Below are 15,554 nucleotides of genomic sequence, written 5' to 3'. Positions count from 1 at the left end.
CAGCAAACCCAGATGGTTATACCCTTAGCCGGCGCGACGCATGCGCGCTGCGAAGAAGCCGTCCAGGCCGGAGCGCTCCGGCGCACCCAGGTCGAGGTCGGCGGGCGTGGTGCGAAGTGTGCCTTGCGCCGTCAGGAACGGATCGATGCCGGCGATCTCGCCCCGATGCAGGGGATCGTCGACGACCGTTTCTGTCTGCGCCAGGAAGGCACGATGCAGATCCTCGCCCTCCAGCGGGTCGAGCGAACAGTTGGAAAAGACGATACGGCCGCCGGGCCTGACCAGGGTGACGGCGCGGGCGAGCAATCGGTGCTGCAGGTCGGCGAGCTTCTCGACGTCGGCCATTGTCTTGGTCCATGGCACGTCGGGGTGGCGCCGCACCGTGCCGGTCGAAGAGCAGGGCCCATCGAGCAGCACGGCGTCGAACAGCTGGGCGGGTTCATATTTGAGCAGGTCGGCCTGGACGATGTCGGCCGAAAGGCCGAGACGGCTGAGATTCTGCGTCAGCCGCGCCAGCCGGTTCTTCGACGTGTCGACGGCGGTGACCTTGGCGCCGGCCAGGATGAGTTGAGCCGTCTTGCCGCCAGGCGCCGCACAGAGATCGGCGACACGCAATCCCGCGACATCGCCGAAAAGTCTTGCCGGCAGGCTGGCCGCGGCATCCTGGACCCACCACGCGCCCTCGGCGAAACCGGGCAGCTCCGTGACGGCAGCCGAAAGCTTCTCGACCCGCACCGTCCCCGTCGGCAGGACAATACCGCCGAGCTTTTCCGCCCAGAGTTCCGGATCGGCCTTGACCGAGAAATCGACCGGCGCCTCGACGCGATGAGCGGAAAGGATCTGCGTGGCTTTGTCAGGCCCATAGGCGGCCTTCAGCCGGTCCGAAAACCACTTTGGCGCCTCGTCTGTGGCGGCAAGGGCGGCTGGGAGTTCTGCTTCCTTGCCACGCGCCAGCGTGCGCAGCACGCCGTTGACCAGGCCCGAAAAGCGCTGCGTGCGCGGATCGGACTTGGCGTGCGTCACCGCCAGGTCGACGGCGGCGCTGTCGGGAATGTCGAGGAACAGGATCTGTGCGGCGGCCACATGCAGTATGTGCGACAAAGCGGTGGCATTGGGCGGGAGCGGCTTTTCCAGCCGCCGCGCCAGCAGCCCCGTGATGGTCATGCGGAAGCGCAGCGCGGTGACGAGGATGGCGCGCACCAAGCCACGGTCACGCAGGTCGAGCGCCTTGTATTGCGGATGGCCGTTCTCGTGGTCGGTTAAACCGTCGAGCGGCGTCCTGGCGTCGATGACGGCCGCCAGAAGGCGCGCCGCCGCCTTGCGGGCGGCGAGGCCGGCGACGAACTCGCCGCTGTCACTGTGTTCGTGATCGCTGGCGACTTTTCGCCGGGGTGCTCTACCTGTCACGCTCACTGCCACCGGCCCTTGGGTCCGGTGGGGTTGCGGCCCCATGGGTTGGATTTGGGCTCGGCGGGTTCAACCGGCTGCTGTGGCGCAGCGGGCTTGCCCCAGGGGCCGGCCGATTGCGGCTCTTCTGTCTCGGTCGGTGCCGGCGCCCGGGATTGTGTGCCCTGCGAACCGCCGCCGCCCATCTGGCGCGCCATCGCCTGTAGCGCGGCGATGCGGTTCTCGGTGCTGGGGTGGGTGGAGAACAGACTATCCATGCGCTCGCCATGCAGGGGATTGATGATGAAGAGATGCGCCATCGCCGGATTGCGCTCCGCATCGGGGTTGGGAATGCGTTCTGCCCCGCGAGCGATCTTGTCAAGGGCGGAGGCCAGCCACAGCGGGTGCCCACAGATTTCGGCGCCACGCCGGTCGGCCTCGTATTCGCGGGTGCGGCTGACCGCCATCTGCACGATCATGGCGGCGAAGGGCGCCACGATCATTGCCGCCAACACGCCGACAAAGCCGAAAGGGCTGTTGTTGTTGCGGTTGCCGCCAAGAAAGAAGGCGAAATTGCCGAGCATCGAGATGGCGCCGGCAAAGGTGGCGACGATGGTCATGGTCAGCGTGTCGCGGTGCTGGACGTGCGCGAGCTCATGCGCCATGACGGCCGCGACCTCCTCATGGGTCAGCCGCTCAAGCAGGCCGGTGGAGGCGGCAACCGCCGCATTCTGCGGGTTGCGGCCGGTGGCGAAGGCATTGGGCTGCGGATTGTCGATCAGATAGGTCCTGGGCATGGGCAGGCCGGCCTGCTTGGCCAGCGCCTGGACGATGGCGTGGAATTCAGGCGCGTTTTTCTCGTCGACCTCGACGGCGCGGTTCATCGACAGCACCATCTTGTCGGCATTCCAGTAGCTGAACAGGTTGGTGCCGGCGGCGACCAGCAAGGCGATCATCATGCCGCCCGTGCCGCCGATCAGGAAGCCGACGCCCATGAACAGCGCGGTCATCGCGGCAAGAAGCATGGCGGTGCGGATGGTGTTCATCGTCTGCTCCTGTCCGTTCGTGGTGAAAGGGGTCGATCCCTCAAGCTCATCGCTATATGATGGGAAAGGCTTGCTGCCGTTTCAATCCGCCCGAGATATCGCATGAACGACGAAACCAGTAAAACGCCCACCGGCACTGCGAACGACACGCCGCCAAGGGAATTGAGCCCCGCCGCGCGCCGCGCCCTGGCCGAAGCCGAGGCGAGGCGCGGCGAATATCGCGAGAAAGAAGCGGCCCTGCCGAAGGAAATCGGCGGCCGCGGCGGCAGGGAACCCGGCCGCTACGGCGACTGGGAGGTCAAGGGCCTTACCAGCGACTTTTAGGTGGTCGATATTCAGGTGAAGCCGGTGCTGATCAGGCGGCGTCGCGTTGCGGCTCGATCGCCAGCCAGCCGCGATCGTCGACGGTGATGCCGACCGCGCCGTAGTCCGATATCGCGGCATGATGCGTCGGCACCGGATGCGGGTGCGTGGCATTGATGACCATGACCGAAGCTTCCGCCGCCTCTGCCGCCGCGATGCCGGCCGGAGCATCCTCGAACACCAGGCAGTCGCGCGCTTCGAAGCCGAGACGTTTCGCCCCAAGCTGAAAACAGTCGGGCGCCGGCTTGCCCCGTGATACGTCTTCCGCCGCGACGAGAACCGTGGGCACGGGAATGCCGGCGACCTTCATGCGCGCGAGCGCCAGCGAGCGTGGCGCCGAGGTTACGATCGCCCAGCGCTCAGGCGGCAGCGCATTGAGAAACGCCACGGCGCCGGGGATCGGCACGATGCCGTCCAGATCGGCGGCCTCGGCCTTCAGCAGCAGGTCGGCCTCATGCGCGGGGTCGACGCCGGGAAGGGCAAGGTTGGTGATGGTCTCGATCGCCCGCACGCCGTGGATGGTCGGCAGGAAGGCGGCGACGTCGAGGCCGTGGCCGCGTGCCCAATCGCTCCACACCCGCTCCGCCGAGGCGATCGAATTGATGAGGGTGCCGTCCATGTCGAAGAGGAAGGCGGCGAATTTTCTGCCTGCAAACATAATTTTCCTTGAAATCCGGGGAGCGTGTCGAGGGAGGCCGCAACCGTAACGCGCAGCCGCGGACATGGAAAGGCGCGAAGGGCGTTTTTACGGCCATCGAGGGGAACCGCCGGCATGTTGCGACGTTTGAGCCGGGACATCCCCACCATGCGAACAAAGGGACGACGCCCATGCTGATCCGCCTCGGCTACGAGATCGCCATCGAGTGCACCGAGGCCACCCCGGTCATTTCGCTGCTGGAGATCCACAAGGACAGAAAGGCCGACATCAAGCGGCAGACGCGTGTCCTGACCTCGCCTTCGGTGCCGACCAAACTCTATGAGGACCTGCACGGCAATGCCTGCCGCCGCTTCACCGCGCCAGCCGGCACCTTTCGCATCCTTTATGACGCCGTCGTGGAGGACAGCGGCGAAACAGACGAAGTCAACACCTTGGCGCGCGAGATGCCGGTGGCGGAATTGCCGGACGATGTGCTCGGTTATCTCCTGGGCAGCCGCTATTGCGAGACCGATCATCTCAGCAGCCTCGCCTGGCAGCTGTTCGGACACCTGCCCCCGGGCTGGGCGCGGGTGCAGGCGATCGTCGACTATGTCCACAACCGGCTGTCCTTCGGCTACGGCTATGCGCGCTCGACGCGCACGGCCGCGCAGGCGCATGAGGAAAGGGTCGGGGTCTGCCGCGATTTCGCCCACCTGGCGATCACGCTCTGCCGCTGCATGAACATTCCGGCGCGCTATGTGAACGGCTATCTGGGCGATATCGGCGTGCCGGCCGACCCGGCGCCGATGGACTTCTCTGCGTGGATGGAGGTGTTCCTCGGCGGCAAATGGTACACGTTCGACGCCCGCCACAATACGCCCCGGATCGGTCGTGTCGTCATTGCGCGCGGCCGTGACGCCACCGACGTGCCCCTGCTGCACAGCTTCGGGCCGCACCGGCTCAGCCTGTTCAAGGTCTGGACCTATGAGCAGGAAGGGAGGTTGTTCAATCCGCCGCATCATGGCATCGACCGGACAGCCAGCGCCGGGATGCTGGCCTGAGCCTGCCGTTGTCGGAGGCAAGGCCCTTCCGGTCCGGCACGCGGATCGATGCCTGACACGAGCTGATCCTGCTTCGCTCTGGCACAGGTCGCCATGTGCCGTCCCGGGACGTGTCGCGCATCCTGTGCCGCAGGACGCGGTCTCTTGGTAAGTGCTTCGTAAACGACGGGATCGCATTGTCGTGGCATTTACCGATCATTCACCTTTTGGTGTTCGAAAAATAAAGCAAAAACAATAGCTTGTTTCTTTTCCGCCGATCCAAGGCGGCATCCGGCTGGAATCCTGCATTGCCCTCTTCGCGGCGACGAGGCCGAGGCATGCGGAGGCTGTTGGATGCGGAATTACGGGGGTCTTGTTCACGCGGTCGGCGCTTTCGCCGTACATCGCGGTGGAAATTTCGCAATCCTGTTCGGCCTTGCTGCCTCGGTCTTGGCGCTAGCCGCCGGCTTCTCGGTCAACATCTCGCAGCTCTACAACGCCAGATCGAGCCTGCAAGGTGTGGTCGACGCGGCGGTGACCTCGACGGCGCGCGACATCACGACCGGCGCCATCAAGGAAGCCGATGCCAACAGGTCGGTGAAAGCTTTCCTCGACGCCAATGACAGCGCAGGAATTCTGCAGCCGGGCCAGGTTACCCTTGACCGGCTGATCGTCGACAAGGTCGCCAAGACGGTACAGGTGGACGCCCATGTCGATGTCGCCTTGTTCTTCCCGATTTTCGGCACGAGCGACACCAGGCGGGTCACCGCGTCGACGACATCCCTCTATTCGGACAAGACCATCGAAGTGGCGATGATGCTCGATGTGACCGGATCGATGGCCGGTCAGAAGATCAAGGACCTGAAGACCGCCGCGGCCAATGCCGTGGACAGTTTCCTGGGCAATCAGGATCCCGCCAAGCCAAGGGTGCGCGTGTCCATCGTGCCCTACGCCAATTCGGTCAATGCCGGACAGCTTGCAGCCAGCAGCGTCTATGTCGAAACCAACGCCAACCAGCGCAAGCAGGCGCCGGGCAATGCAAGCGCCCAGCCTGCCTCGGCATCGCCACGCCCGGACAATTGCGCCACCGAACGCAAGGGCGCCGATCAGTATTCGGACGCGGGTCCAGGTTCCAGCATGGTCAACCGCGACTTTCTGTTGTCGGGCTTTGCAACAAACACGCGAACCGCGGCTTGCCCGGTTGCCGAACTGGTGCCTTTGACGGCCAACGCCGCCACGCTCAAGAACGTCATCAAGGACCTTGTCGCTTCGGGTGGCACGGCCGGCCATATCGGCGTCCAGTGGACTTGGTACATGCTTTCGGAGAGTTGGGGCGGCGTTCTCAATGCTTCACAACGGCCAGCCGTGGCCGATCCGAAGAAAGTTGGCAAGTACGCAATCCTTATGACGGATGGTGAATTCAATCTGTCCTATTTCGACGCCAGCGGCGTTGACGGGGTCTACAACGATGCCGGTAAGGAAGCGACCCGTACAGCTGCGACAAAGCTCTGCGCCGCCATGCGCGACAAAGGCATAGAAATCTTCACGATCGGCTTCAAGCTCGACGAGGCGAATGCCGTCACGACGCTGCAAAGCTGTGCCAGCCCTGATAGGGGTTCGGTCAAGCACTTCTACCAGGCAGCCGACGGCATCGAGCTGGATACCGCTTTCCAGACGATCGCCCGCAACATCGAAACCCTGGCATTGACGAAGTAAGGCCCGGCCCAAAAAGGAAAAGGCCGCCGCTTCTTTCGAAGCCGGCGGCCTTCCGTGTTTCCGTCCATGGCGCGGCTCCTGGCGGCAACCCCTTCGGGCTACTCGCCGCGCTTCTCGCGCCTTAACGGGAAGTCTGCTTCCCGAAAGGGCAATCCGCTGAGGCCACGTTCTGGAAAACGAAATCACTCGACATCGGATCACCTCCTTTCAGTTCGTTGAACACGACCCCAAGGTGGGGTGTTTCCCGCGCTTTGGCAAGTGCTCCTTTCAACGACGCCCGCTGAGGCGTGCTGAAGCCGTTCAAGTGTGTCGGGAGTGAAACACTCGTACGTGCGCCGAGCCAGCCGACGCAGGGGTTGCGGCGAGGCGATCAAACCGCCAAGATCATGGCCGGGATCATCGGTCGTGAGGAGTGGGCATGGATGCAGCCGACAAGGCGGCACGCATCGTTCGGACCGTCGTCGAAGCGCTGAAGCCGGGTTTTGCCGTCCGGCTGTGGACCGGCGAGCGTATCGGTCCGTCCGCCGGCCCGGTGCTGGCCATCAACGACCAGGACATCGTCTGGCAACTGGCCCGCCGGCCGAATTTCTCGACCCTGGTGGAAATGTGGATCGCCAAGACCATCGACGTCGAAGGCGGGTCGATATTCGACCTCTACGCACTGCCGTCGAAAGGCAAGCTGCGTCTCAAGTCGCTACCGAAGCTGGCGATCCTGCGCGACCTGCCCGCGGTGCTCTTCTCCCGACGGCAAATGACGAAACGGGCCGATCTCACAGGGCAAAACCCCTTCGTCAGCGGTTCGAACAAGAAGGCGATCGAGCACCACTACGACATTTCGAATGAATTCTACCGGCTCTTCCTCGACGAGCGCATGGTCTACACCTGCGCCTACTTCACCGATTTCGCCAAAGGCATCGACGAAGCGCAGAAGGACAAGCTCGACCACATCTGCCGCAAGCTGAGGCTGAGGCCGGGCGACCGGCTGCTCGACATAGGTTGCGGCTGGGGCGCCATGCTGATCCATGCCGCCAAGCATTACGGCGCCATCGGTCACGGTGTCTCGCTTTCGGAAGAACAGACCCGACTGGCGCGCGAACGCATACGCGCCGAGGGGCTGGAGGACAGGATCACCATCGACATCAAATCCTACACCGAGCTCGACGGCAGCTACGACAAGATCTCGTCGATCGGCATGTTCGAGGCGGTCGGCATCGCCAATCACGCCACCTACTTTTCGACCGTGCACCGCCTGCTGAAGCCCGGCGGCATCTACCTGCATCACGCCATCACGCGGCGCGGCAAGGGCGGCACGAGGAAGACCCTGCGCAAGGGCGCGGAGTACAAGGCGCTGATCAAATACATCTTTCCCGGCGGCGAGGTCGACACGATCGGCATGACATTGGGCAATCTCGAGGCCCATGGCTTTCTCGTCGCCGATGTCGAGAATCTGCGCGAACATTATGCGTGCACCTGCAGGCTATGGGCCGAACGCCTGCATGCCCGCTTCACCGAGGCGATCGCCGAGGTCGGCGAACCGCGTGCGCGGCTCTGGCTGCTTTATCTCACCGGCTGCTCGATCACCTTCGATCGGGGCTCGGCGCAGATATTCCAGACTGTCGCCACCAGGCGGGCACGCGGTCCGAGCGGCCTGCCGCCGACGCGGGCTGATTTGTACCGGTAGCGCCCCGCCCTGTCGATGCATTCAGGCTGGCAAAGATGTGCGCGCTGCCGGAGCATCAACAATGCTCGAAATGATATTGCCGGTGCGTCGCCGGCGAGAGTTTGCGGTCGCGCAATATCGTGTTGCGCGGGATCGTAGGATCCGCACACACATCCGAGAACGAGCCCCGGAGATTGTCGGTGTACTCGATGTCGATGACCTTGTTGCCATAGAAACGGGTGTAGGCCTTGCACTCGTCGTATCGGTGACACTCCTCGGCGATCGCGAAGTCGAAGCCGATCCCCTGCCGATCTTTTTCAGTCAGCTGCGGCGTGTTCTTTTGTCCAGCAGCGAGCCCGCTTTCGTGCGCCGTGCGCACCAGCAACAGGGCGAGGGCCAGCGCGTCCGCTTTCTTCAAGGCACCTTTCGATCTCGTGTACGAATCGAGATTGTCGAACTCGGCGGCGTTGAAGCCGGCCCGCGCACATCTGGAGATGGTTTCAGTGAGACGCCCCAGGATTCGCTGCCGAAGCTTTTGCGAGGATATGTTCAGCAGGTATTCGTCCGGCCAATCGGGGTCGGCGAGAGGCTGTCCCGCTCGATCCGCAACAAGCAGATCCGCAGGCCATTGCGTCGCCGGCTGAGTCTGGAAGCCGTTCACATAGCAGATGCTGTAGAGCCCCGAAGCCGGCGCGGCGCTGCTGTCGCGTACAACGACGTTTACCCCTGCCGGCGGTTCGTAGGCGCCGCCAAGCTGATAGTCCGCGACTGCGTTGGCCGGAAGCCCGTTGGGCGATGCCTGCTTGCCGGGGTCGGCGGCAGTTTCGCCTGCGACAGCCAGGGGCGCGGGCCAGAAGATCGCCAGCGCCAGGGCAAGATTCAATCGACGCATGGCTTCGCCTCCTTCTGATCGACCTCACTCATCCGATTGATGTGGCAATCTGGTGGCCCGATTGACACTGACGAGGGGCGGCGAAGCGAAGGCGCGGCTATGGCGAGCGAGTTGTCCGCCCGCTACTCAGCCAGGCCGAGCGAGGCGATGTAGGCGGCCGAGGCCGGTATTTTCGACTTGTCCTTGATCTCGATGATCAGGCGCGGATTGCTGTCGAGCTTCGCCAGCGCTGCGAAGACCGAGCGCCACTGGATGGTCCCTTCGCCGAGGCTCCAATGCCGGTCGGCATAGCCGTCGGCATCCTGGAGGTGGACGTGGCGCAGCCGGTTGCCGGCGGCATGCACGTAGTAATCGACCGGCGGAGCACCGGTCGAGCCATGCGCATAATAGGCATGGCCAGTGTCGATCGAGACGGCGACGGCAGGGGAGTTGAAGCTGTCGGCCAGCGCCACGCGGATGTGCGGGTCCTTGTCCTCGATGTTTTCCAGAACCATGGTGCAGCCGATGTTCTCGGCCTGCCCGACGGCATCGCGCAATGTCAGATGGCAGTATTCGATGATCTTCTCCCGCTCACCGGGATTGTTGTCGAGGTTGTTGTAGGACCAGGTCGTGTAGGGGCTGTGGACGACCATATGCGTCGCGCCGATGGCGGCGCAGACCTCGATGCCCTGGACCAGACGCTTGCTGACGACAGCGCGGATGTCGGGATCCTGCGAGGCAATGGTGAAGCCCCAGAAAGGCCCGTGAATGCCGAGCCGGCCTTCATGTCCGTCGAGAAGCTTGTTGGCGCGGGCGGCAAGCGGCGCCCAATCACCGTTGAGGACGTCAGCCTCCGCAAAGCTCTGCAGTTCCAGGTCGCGCTGTTTTTCGAAAAGCCAGTCACGATGGATTTCGAGATCGTTGAGGGTCATGGCGGCGCCAAGAACGGGCAGGGAAGTCATCAGCACTCCGATCGATGGGATTTCAAGGTGTCGGGCAGCAGGACGGATCGCGCCGAGGGGCTGTATGACGCGGTTTTCTGTCACGCGTATTACAGGGCGGGGAATGCCGTCAGACGAACCGCATCGCCGCGCCGATCTCGACGCGCGCCGGCTGGTCGACCGTGCAGTAGACGCCGAGATTGTGCGCGTTGTGGCGGACCAGGTTGCGCAGGATGCCGGGGTCGTGGTCGAAACCGTCCTGCGCGATGATGGTGAAGCCGCAGCGCCGGCACGGCTCGGAGATGGTCAGGTGCAGGTCGCCTATGGCGAGCTTGCGGCCGATCCATTCGGTTTCGGGAAACGAGCCTTCGACATCAGCCATGTCGACGACGATGTTGGGGCGGAAGCGGCGCGGATCGGCGGCGCCGTCGGGATGCAATGCCTTCAGCCGCGTCAGCGATGCCGTGGTCAGGAGGTGGATCGGCGCCTTGTTGTAGCGCGCTTGCGTCATCGGACCGGCATAGGCCGCCGGCGCATTTTCCCGGCCGAACGGCCGGAGCGAGGCCGGAAAGCCGAGATAGGCGGACACGGCGCGATCGCATTCGGCGCTGGGTGCGCTCAGCCAGCCGCCGCCGGGGACGGCGATCTCCAGGCCACGGTCATTGGTGAGCCGGGTTCGGATGCGCGGCACCTTGTGCCACTTCGCCTCGCGGTCGGGCCGCGCAATCTCGTTGTCCGAGGCATCGACGAGGCCGAACATGCGGTCGCCCTCGATCCCGGCCTGAGCGACCGACATCGCGTCCTGGCGCTCGCCGGCGAGCGAACTCGCCGGGTAGCGCCAGAGCTGGCTGACGGTGCCAAGTGCGGCCTCGCCGGTCATCAGCCCTTCTTGTTCTGCCGGTTGGCGACGAGGTCGTCGACGACGGCGGGATCGGCCAGCGTCGAGGTGTCGCCGAGCGCACCGAAATCATCCTCGGCGATCTTGCGCAGGATGCGGCGCATGATCTTGCCCGACCGGGTCTTGGGTAGCCCCGGCGCGAACTGGATCTTGTCGGGCGAGGCGATGGCGCCGATCTCCTTGCGGACGTGCGCGATGAGCTCCTTGCGCAGGTCCTCGGTCGGCTCCACGCCCTTCATCAGCGTGACATAGCTGTAGATGCCCTGGCCCTTGATGTCGTGGGGGTAGCCGACGACGGCGGCTTCCGAGACCTTCTCGTGGCTGACCAGCGCCGATTCGACTTCCGCCGTGCCCATGCGGTGGCCGGAGACATTGATGACGTCGTCGACGCGGCCGGTGATCCAGTAGTAGCCGTCGGCGTCGCGGCGGCAGCCGTCACCGGTGAAGTACTTGCCCTTGTAGGTCGAGAAATAGGTCTGCACGAAGCGGTCGTGATCGCCGTAGACCGTGCGCATCTGGCCGGGCCAGGAATCGGTGATGCACAGATTGCCGTCGGCGGCGCCCTCCAGCACCTTGCCCTCGCCGTCGACCAACTGCGGCTTGACGCCGAAGAAGGGCCGCGTCGCCGAGCCCGCCTTGAGGTCGGTGGCGCCCGGCAGCGGCGTGATGAGGATGCCGCCGGTCTCGGTCTGCCACCAGGTGTCGACGATCGGCACCTTGCCGTTGCCGACGACGTTGAAATACCATTCCCAGGCTTCCGGATTGATCGGCTCGCCGACCGAGCCCAGCACGCGCAGCGATTTGCGCGATGTCTTCTTCACCGGGTCGTTGCCGGCGCCCATCAGGGCGCGCAAAGCGGTCGGCGCGGTGTAGAAGATATTGACCTTGTGCTTGTCGATGACCTCCCAGAAACGCGACTGCGAGGGATAGTTCGGCACGCCCTCGAACATCAGCGTGGTGGCGCCGTTGGCGAGCGGGCCATAGACGATGTAGCTGTGGCCGGTGACCCAGCCGACATCGGCGGTGCACCAGTAGATGTCGCCGTCATGATAGTCGAAGACATATTGGTGCGTCATCGAGGCATAGACGAGGTAGCCGGCCGTGGTGTGCAGCACGCCTTTCGGCTTGCCGGTCGAGCCCGACGTGTAGAGGATGAACAGCGGGTCTTCCGCCTTCATCTTCTCCGGCTTGCACTCGGCCTTCACCGTCGCGACCTCGTCGTGATACCAGACGTCGCGGCCGGGAGCCCAGCCGATCTTGCCGCCGGTGCGGCGCACGACAATGACGTTCTTGACCATCACGTGATGCTTGGCGGCGATGTCTATCGCCTTGTCGGTGTTTTCCTTGAGCGGAATCGGCTTGCCGCCGCGCAGCCCCTCGTCGGCGGTGATGACGAAGGTCGATTCGCAGTCCACGATGCGGCCGGCCAGCGCGTCGGGCGAGAAGCCGCCGAAGACGATCGAATGGATGGCGCCGATACGCGTGCAGGCCAGCATTGCGTAGGCCGCCTCGGGGATCATCGGCATGTAGATGGTGACGCGGTCGCCCTTCTTGACGCCGTGCTTCTTCATCACATTGGCGAGCCGGCAGACATGCTCGTAAAGCTCGTTATAGGTGACCTTCTTGTCGTCGTAGGGATTGTCGCCTTCCCAGATGATGGCGGTCTGGTTGCCGCGCTTCTTCAGGTGGCGGTCGATGCAGTTGTAGGAAACGTTGGTCAGGCCGTCCTCGAACCATTTGATCGAGACCTTGCCGTCGAAGGAGGTGTTCTTGACCTTGGTGAACGGCTTGAACCAGTCGATGCGCTTGCCGTGTTTACCCCAGAACTTGTCCGGCGACTTGATGCTGTCGGCATACCATTTCAGATAGGTGTCATTGTCGATCAGCGCGTTTTTCTTCCACGCCGGTTGGACGCGGTGGACATGAACCTCGGACATTCCTGACTTTCCTCCCGAACCAATCAACCGGCTTGAACGCCGGCGGGATCGCGGCGAAGCGGCCGCGAATTCGGGCGCATTATTAACAGTTCCGCGACGACGGCAACATTAGACGTTGGATTCGCGCGGCGGGATGCCGCAGCGTCTTTGCCAGGGGCTGTCAGCACTCCCTCGGCATCGCTGCTAAATGCATGTTTTAGCGAGGGAAAAGCAGTTTTGAATCAACAAAAATCAATAGACAGTTAAGTAACCGCGCGCACAATCCTGCGTTGGGAGGAAAGGAGAATCAACCAGGACGACCCCAAGGGGACTGCCATGCGCGACCACACAGAAATGGACCTGATGCTCAAGGGCTATGGCTTGACCACGGCCAAGATTCTTTATCACTTCCCCGACCACCCGCACCTGCTGCAGAGCTTCATCTGGCAGGACTATGACATCGCTCCGCGATTTCCGGTGCTGATCAAGTTCATCGAGTTCTGGAAGGCCAAGCTCGACGGGCCGCTGCATTCGGTCTGCTACACCCACCAGAAGCTGATCGCGCCGAATGAGTGGCGCAAGGTGGATGGGGAGTTTTTGGTGCATTAGGGGTGGTGGGAGAGCTGATCTCCCCCCTTGCGGGGGAGATGCCCGGCAGGGCAGAGAGGGGTGCTGTTCCGCCAGCGTCTCGGCGATTTTACTGTCCACGAAACCGTTCGTGGCTAGAAGTTCTAGTCGACGTTGCGTTCCTTCACACCCCTCTCTGTCCTGCCGGACATCTCCCCCCCAAGGGGGGAGATTGGCAGCTTCAACGCCCCCCCTCAAACCGCCGGCGGATTGAGCCGAGCGAACCCTTCCTGGCGGCGATAAGGAAAATACGGGTAGGGCGCCGTCACCTCGCTTGCCGCATCCAGCTTTTTCATCTGCTCCGGCGTCAGCGACCAACCGATCGCGCCGAGGTTCTGGCGCAGTTGCTCCTCGTTGCGGGCGCCGATGATGACGGAGGAAACGGTCGGGCGCCGCAACAGCCAGTTGATGGCGATCTGCGGCACGGTCCTGCCGGTTTCCTTTGCCACCGCATCGAGTGCATCCATCACCCGATAGAGATGCTCGTCCTCGACCGGTGGTCCGAAGCTTGCCGTTTCGTGCAGCCGGCTCTTTTCCGGCAGAGGCTGGCCGCGGCGGATCTTGCCGGTCAGGCGGCCCCAGCCGAGCGGGCTCCACACAAGGGCGCCGACGCCCTGGTCGAGGCCGAGCGGCATCAACTCCCATTCATAGTCGCGGCCGAGAAGAGAATAATAGACCTGGTGCGCGGCGTAGCGGGGATAGCCGTGCTTGTCGGCTTCGGCCAGCGACTTCATAACCTGCCAGCCGGAGAAATTGGAGACGCCGACATAGCGCAGCTTGCCGGCGCGCACGAGATCGTCGAGCGTCGACAGCACCTCCTCGACCGGCGTGCCGGCATCGAAGGCGTGCAGCTGCAACAGGTCGATGTAGTCGGTGCCGAGGCGCTTCAAGGCGGCGTCGACGGACTTGATCAGGCGTGAGCGCGACGAGCCGTAGTCAGCCGGCCCGTCGCCCATCGGCAGTGACGTCTTGGTCGAGATCAGCACGGCGTCGCGGCGTCCCTTGATGGCGTCGCCAAGCACTTCTTCCGACGCACCGTTCGAATAGACGTCCGCCGTGTCGAAGAGGTTGACGCCCGCCTCCAGGCAGATGTCGACCAGCCGGCGCGCTTCCCTGGCGTCGCTGTTGCCCCAGGCGCCGAACAGCGGCCCGGAACCGCCGAAGGTTCCGGCGCCGAAGGAGAGTGCGGGCACTTTCAGGCCCGATGCGCCCAAACGTCGATAGTCCATTTCATGCTCCTTGATGTCGAAGGCTGATATGCGGGGTTTATGAACGGACGCAGGCCAGCGCGGCGAGCGCCGGTGTGCGATCAAGACGCAGCCCGAGGGCAGCGATGCCGAGTGCCGCGACCGGCAACAGGGCGGCGATCCAGGTCAGCGAGCCCAGCCCAAGGCCATGGGCAATCACCGCGCCGCCAAGCCAGGCACCGGCGGCATTGCCGAGGTTGAAGGCGGCGATGTTGAAGGAGGAGGCGAGGCTCTGACCCGCCCCTTGCGCCTTCTCCAGCACCCACATCTGCAGCGGCGCCACGGTGGCGAAGGCGGCGGCACCGAGGAGGCCGACATAGATCACCGCCATGACCTGGCTGTGGATGGCGAAGCTCATGGTCGCCAGCACCACGGCCAGCACCACGAGGCTGCCCAGCACCGCCGGTACCAGCCAGCGATCGGCGACCTTGCCGCCGAGCAGATTTCCGGCGATGAGGCCGCCGCCGAAGACGAGCAGGATCGGCGACACGGCGGCTTCCTTGAAGCCGGTGATCTCGGTCAGCAGCGGGGCGATGTAGGTGAAGACGGCGAAAACGCCGGCATAGCCGAGCACGGTGGTGGCAAGGCCAAGCAGCACCGGCGTGCGGCGAAGCACGGCAAGATCGGCACGCAGGTCGCTCTTCTCCGGCGCTTCCCTGCTGCGCGGCACCAGAGCCAGGATCACCGCGAAGGCCGCCAGGCCGACCAGCGTTACGGCCCAGAAGGTGGCACGCCAGCCGAAGGCCTGGCCGAGCCAGGTGCCGAAGGGCACGCCGAGGATGTTGGCGATGGTCAACCCGGTGAACATCAGCGCGATCGCCGAGGCCTTCTTGTTGGGTGCGACCAGGCCGGTGGCGACCACCGAGCCGACACCAAAGAAAGTGCCGTGGGCGAAGGCGGTGATGACGCGGGCGCCCATCAGCGTCCAGTAATCAGGCGCGATCGCACAGGCGAGATTGCCAAGCGTGAAGATGGCCATCAGCGCCAGAAGCACGGTCTTGCGCGGCCAGTTGCCGGTGGCGATGGTCAGCAGCGGCGCGCCGATGACGACGCCCAACGCATAGCCCGAAATGAGCTGGCCGGCAGCCGAGATCGATACGCCGAGATCTTTGCTGACATCGATGAGAAGACCCATGATGACGAATTCGGTGACGCCGATGCCGAATGCGCCGGCGGCAAGAGCATAGAGAGCGAGAGGCATGGCGG

The 15,554-nt window shown here is 64.0% G+C and carries 14 protein-coding genes; 5 read left to right on the top strand and 9 right to left on the bottom strand.

All coding sequences use genetic code 11. From position 1 onward, the window contains the following. Nucleotides 1-24: 24 nt before the first annotated feature. Together FFS37_RS22135 and htpX are read right to left on the bottom strand one after the other, a co-directional pair. Nucleotides 25-1,452, bottom strand: coding sequence for an RsmB/NOP family class I SAM-dependent RNA methyltransferase (locus tag FFS37_RS22135; RefSeq protein ID WP_137933098.1), 1,428 nt, complete (start codon nucleotides 1,450-1,452; stop codon nucleotides 25-27). Further along, nucleotides 1,410-2,432, bottom strand: coding sequence for a zinc metalloprotease HtpX (htpX, locus tag FFS37_RS22130; RefSeq protein WP_137933097.1), 1,023 nt, complete (start codon nucleotides 2,430-2,432; stop codon nucleotides 1,410-1,412). The genes FFS37_RS22135 and htpX overlap by 43 nt, the downstream gene beginning before the upstream one ends. Before the next feature lie 102 nt (nucleotides 2,433-2,534). On the opposite strand from htpX, the gene FFS37_RS22125 reads away from it, so the two are divergent. Further along, nucleotides 2,535-2,756, top strand: coding sequence for a DUF1674 domain-containing protein (locus tag FFS37_RS22125; protein ID WP_137933096.1), 222 nt, complete (start codon nucleotides 2,535-2,537; stop codon nucleotides 2,754-2,756). Between the two features lie 31 nt (nucleotides 2,757-2,787). Here the strand turns inward: FFS37_RS22125 and FFS37_RS22120 are convergent, their stop codons facing one another. Further along, nucleotides 2,788-3,453 carry an HAD-IA family hydrolase gene (locus FFS37_RS22120; RefSeq protein WP_137933095.1) on the bottom strand — a complete coding sequence of 222 codons (666 nt, stop codon included), beginning with the start codon at nucleotides 3,451-3,453 and terminating at the stop codon, nucleotides 2,788-2,790. 170 nt (nucleotides 3,454-3,623) lie between these two features. Between FFS37_RS22120 and FFS37_RS22115 the strand changes: the two genes are divergently transcribed. The 3 genes from FFS37_RS22115 to FFS37_RS22105 all read left to right on the top strand — a co-directional run bounded on the left by FFS37_RS22115 (nucleotide 3,624) and on the right by FFS37_RS22105 (nucleotide 7,869). Continuing rightward, entirely contained in the window at nucleotides 3,624-4,493 is an 870-nt protein-coding gene (locus FFS37_RS22115) for a transglutaminase-like domain-containing protein (protein ID WP_137933094.1), read from the top strand. Nucleotides 4,494-4,826: 333 nt separating this feature from the next. After that, nucleotides 4,827-6,188 carry a pilus assembly protein TadG-related protein gene (locus FFS37_RS22110; RefSeq protein WP_137933093.1) on the top strand — a complete coding sequence of 454 codons (1,362 nt, stop codon included), beginning with the start codon at nucleotides 4,827-4,829 and terminating at the stop codon, nucleotides 6,186-6,188. Nucleotides 6,189-6,606: 418 nt separating this feature from the next. After that, nucleotides 6,607-7,869 (top strand): SAM-dependent methyltransferase, encoded by a 1,263-nt coding sequence (locus FFS37_RS22105; RefSeq protein ID WP_137933092.1) that lies wholly within the window; start codon nucleotides 6,607-6,609, stop codon nucleotides 7,867-7,869. A 55-nt stretch (nucleotides 7,870-7,924) separates the two neighbouring features. On the opposite strand, the gene FFS37_RS22100 is transcribed toward FFS37_RS22105, so the two are convergent. The 4 genes from FFS37_RS22100 to acs all read right to left on the bottom strand — a co-directional run bounded on the left by FFS37_RS22100 (nucleotide 7,925) and on the right by acs (nucleotide 12,495). Further along, nucleotides 7,925-8,740, bottom strand: coding sequence for an endo alpha-1,4 polygalactosaminidase (locus tag FFS37_RS22100; RefSeq protein WP_137933091.1), 816 nt, complete (start codon nucleotides 8,738-8,740; stop codon nucleotides 7,925-7,927). A gap of 122 nt (nucleotides 8,741-8,862) precedes the next feature. Continuing rightward, the gene (locus tag FFS37_RS22095) at nucleotides 8,863-9,681 is read right to left on the bottom strand and encodes a sugar phosphate isomerase/epimerase family protein (protein WP_137933090.1); all 819 of its coding nucleotides are present in this window, start codon (nucleotides 9,679-9,681) and stop codon (nucleotides 8,863-8,865) included. A gap of 109 nt (nucleotides 9,682-9,790) precedes the next feature. Beyond that, nucleotides 9,791-10,540, bottom strand: coding sequence for an MOSC domain-containing protein (locus FFS37_RS22090; RefSeq protein ID WP_137933089.1), 750 nt, complete (start codon nucleotides 10,538-10,540; stop codon nucleotides 9,791-9,793). Next, nucleotides 10,540-12,495, bottom strand: a complete 1,956-nt coding sequence (gene acs / locus FFS37_RS22085) for an acetate--CoA ligase (protein WP_137933088.1) — start codon at nucleotides 12,493-12,495, stop codon at nucleotides 10,540-10,542. Before acs ends, FFS37_RS22090 begins: the two co-directional genes overlap by 1 nt. A gap of 315 nt (nucleotides 12,496-12,810) precedes the next feature. Between acs and FFS37_RS22080 the strand changes: the two genes are divergently transcribed. Further along, nucleotides 12,811-13,083 carry an usg protein gene (locus FFS37_RS22080; protein ID WP_137933087.1) on the top strand — a complete coding sequence of 91 codons (273 nt, stop codon included), beginning with the start codon at nucleotides 12,811-12,813 and terminating at the stop codon, nucleotides 13,081-13,083. A gap of 212 nt (nucleotides 13,084-13,295) precedes the next feature. Here FFS37_RS22080 and FFS37_RS22075 read toward each other — a convergent pair whose 3' ends face one another. Both FFS37_RS22075 and FFS37_RS22070 read right to left on the bottom strand, forming a co-directional pair. After that, nucleotides 13,296-14,330 carry an aldo/keto reductase gene (locus FFS37_RS22075; protein ID WP_137933086.1) on the bottom strand — a complete coding sequence of 345 codons (1,035 nt, stop codon included), beginning with the start codon at nucleotides 14,328-14,330 and terminating at the stop codon, nucleotides 13,296-13,298. Between the two features lie 37 nt (nucleotides 14,331-14,367). Beyond that, nucleotides 14,368-15,549, bottom strand: a complete 1,182-nt coding sequence (locus tag FFS37_RS22070; RefSeq protein WP_137933085.1) for an MFS transporter — start codon at nucleotides 15,547-15,549, stop codon at nucleotides 14,368-14,370. Nucleotides 15,550-15,554: the final 5 nt, after the last annotated feature.

Origin of the sequence: Mesorhizobium comanense, assembly GCF_005503535.1 — a bacterium.
Lineage (GTDB): Bacteria > Pseudomonadota > Alphaproteobacteria > Rhizobiales > Rhizobiaceae > Mesorhizobium > Mesorhizobium comanense.
The sequence above is the reverse complement of the archived record's forward strand: the minus strand, read 5'-3'. Positions and strand labels throughout refer to the sequence as shown.

Coding starts and splice junctions, on each gene's coding strand:
- FFS37_RS22135 (WP_137933098.1), bottom strand. CDS start 1,452: ATGGGGCCGCAACCCCACCGGACCCAAGGGCCGGTGGCAGTGAGCGTG.
- htpX (WP_137933097.1), bottom strand. CDS start 2,432: ATGAACACCATCCGCACCGCCATGCTTCTTGCCGCGATGACCGCGCTG.
- FFS37_RS22125 (WP_137933096.1), top strand. CDS start 2,535: ATGAACGACGAAACCAGTAAAACGCCCACCGGCACTGCGAACGACACG.
- FFS37_RS22120 (WP_137933095.1), bottom strand. CDS start 3,453: ATGTTTGCAGGCAGAAAATTCGCCGCCTTCCTCTTCGACATGGACGGC.
- FFS37_RS22115 (WP_137933094.1), top strand. CDS start 3,624: ATGCTGATCCGCCTCGGCTACGAGATCGCCATCGAGTGCACCGAGGCC.
- FFS37_RS22110 (WP_137933093.1), top strand. CDS start 4,827: ATGCGGAATTACGGGGGTCTTGTTCACGCGGTCGGCGCTTTCGCCGTA.
- FFS37_RS22105 (WP_137933092.1), top strand. CDS start 6,607: ATGGATGCAGCCGACAAGGCGGCACGCATCGTTCGGACCGTCGTCGAA.
- FFS37_RS22100 (WP_137933091.1), bottom strand. CDS start 8,740: ATGCGTCGATTGAATCTTGCCCTGGCGCTGGCGATCTTCTGGCCCGCG.
- FFS37_RS22095 (WP_137933090.1), bottom strand. CDS start 9,681: ATGACTTCCCTGCCCGTTCTTGGCGCCGCCATGACCCTCAACGATCTC.
- FFS37_RS22090 (WP_137933089.1), bottom strand. CDS start 10,540: ATGACCGGCGAGGCCGCACTTGGCACCGTCAGCCAGCTCTGGCGCTAC.
- acs (WP_137933088.1), bottom strand. CDS start 12,495: ATGTCCGAGGTTCATGTCCACCGCGTCCAACCGGCGTGGAAGAAAAAC.
- FFS37_RS22080 (WP_137933087.1), top strand. CDS start 12,811: ATGCGCGACCACACAGAAATGGACCTGATGCTCAAGGGCTATGGCTTG.
- FFS37_RS22075 (WP_137933086.1), bottom strand. CDS start 14,330: ATGGACTATCGACGTTTGGGCGCATCGGGCCTGAAAGTGCCCGCACTC.
- FFS37_RS22070 (WP_137933085.1), bottom strand. CDS start 15,549: ATGCCTCTCGCTCTCTATGCTCTTGCCGCCGGCGCATTCGGCATCGGC.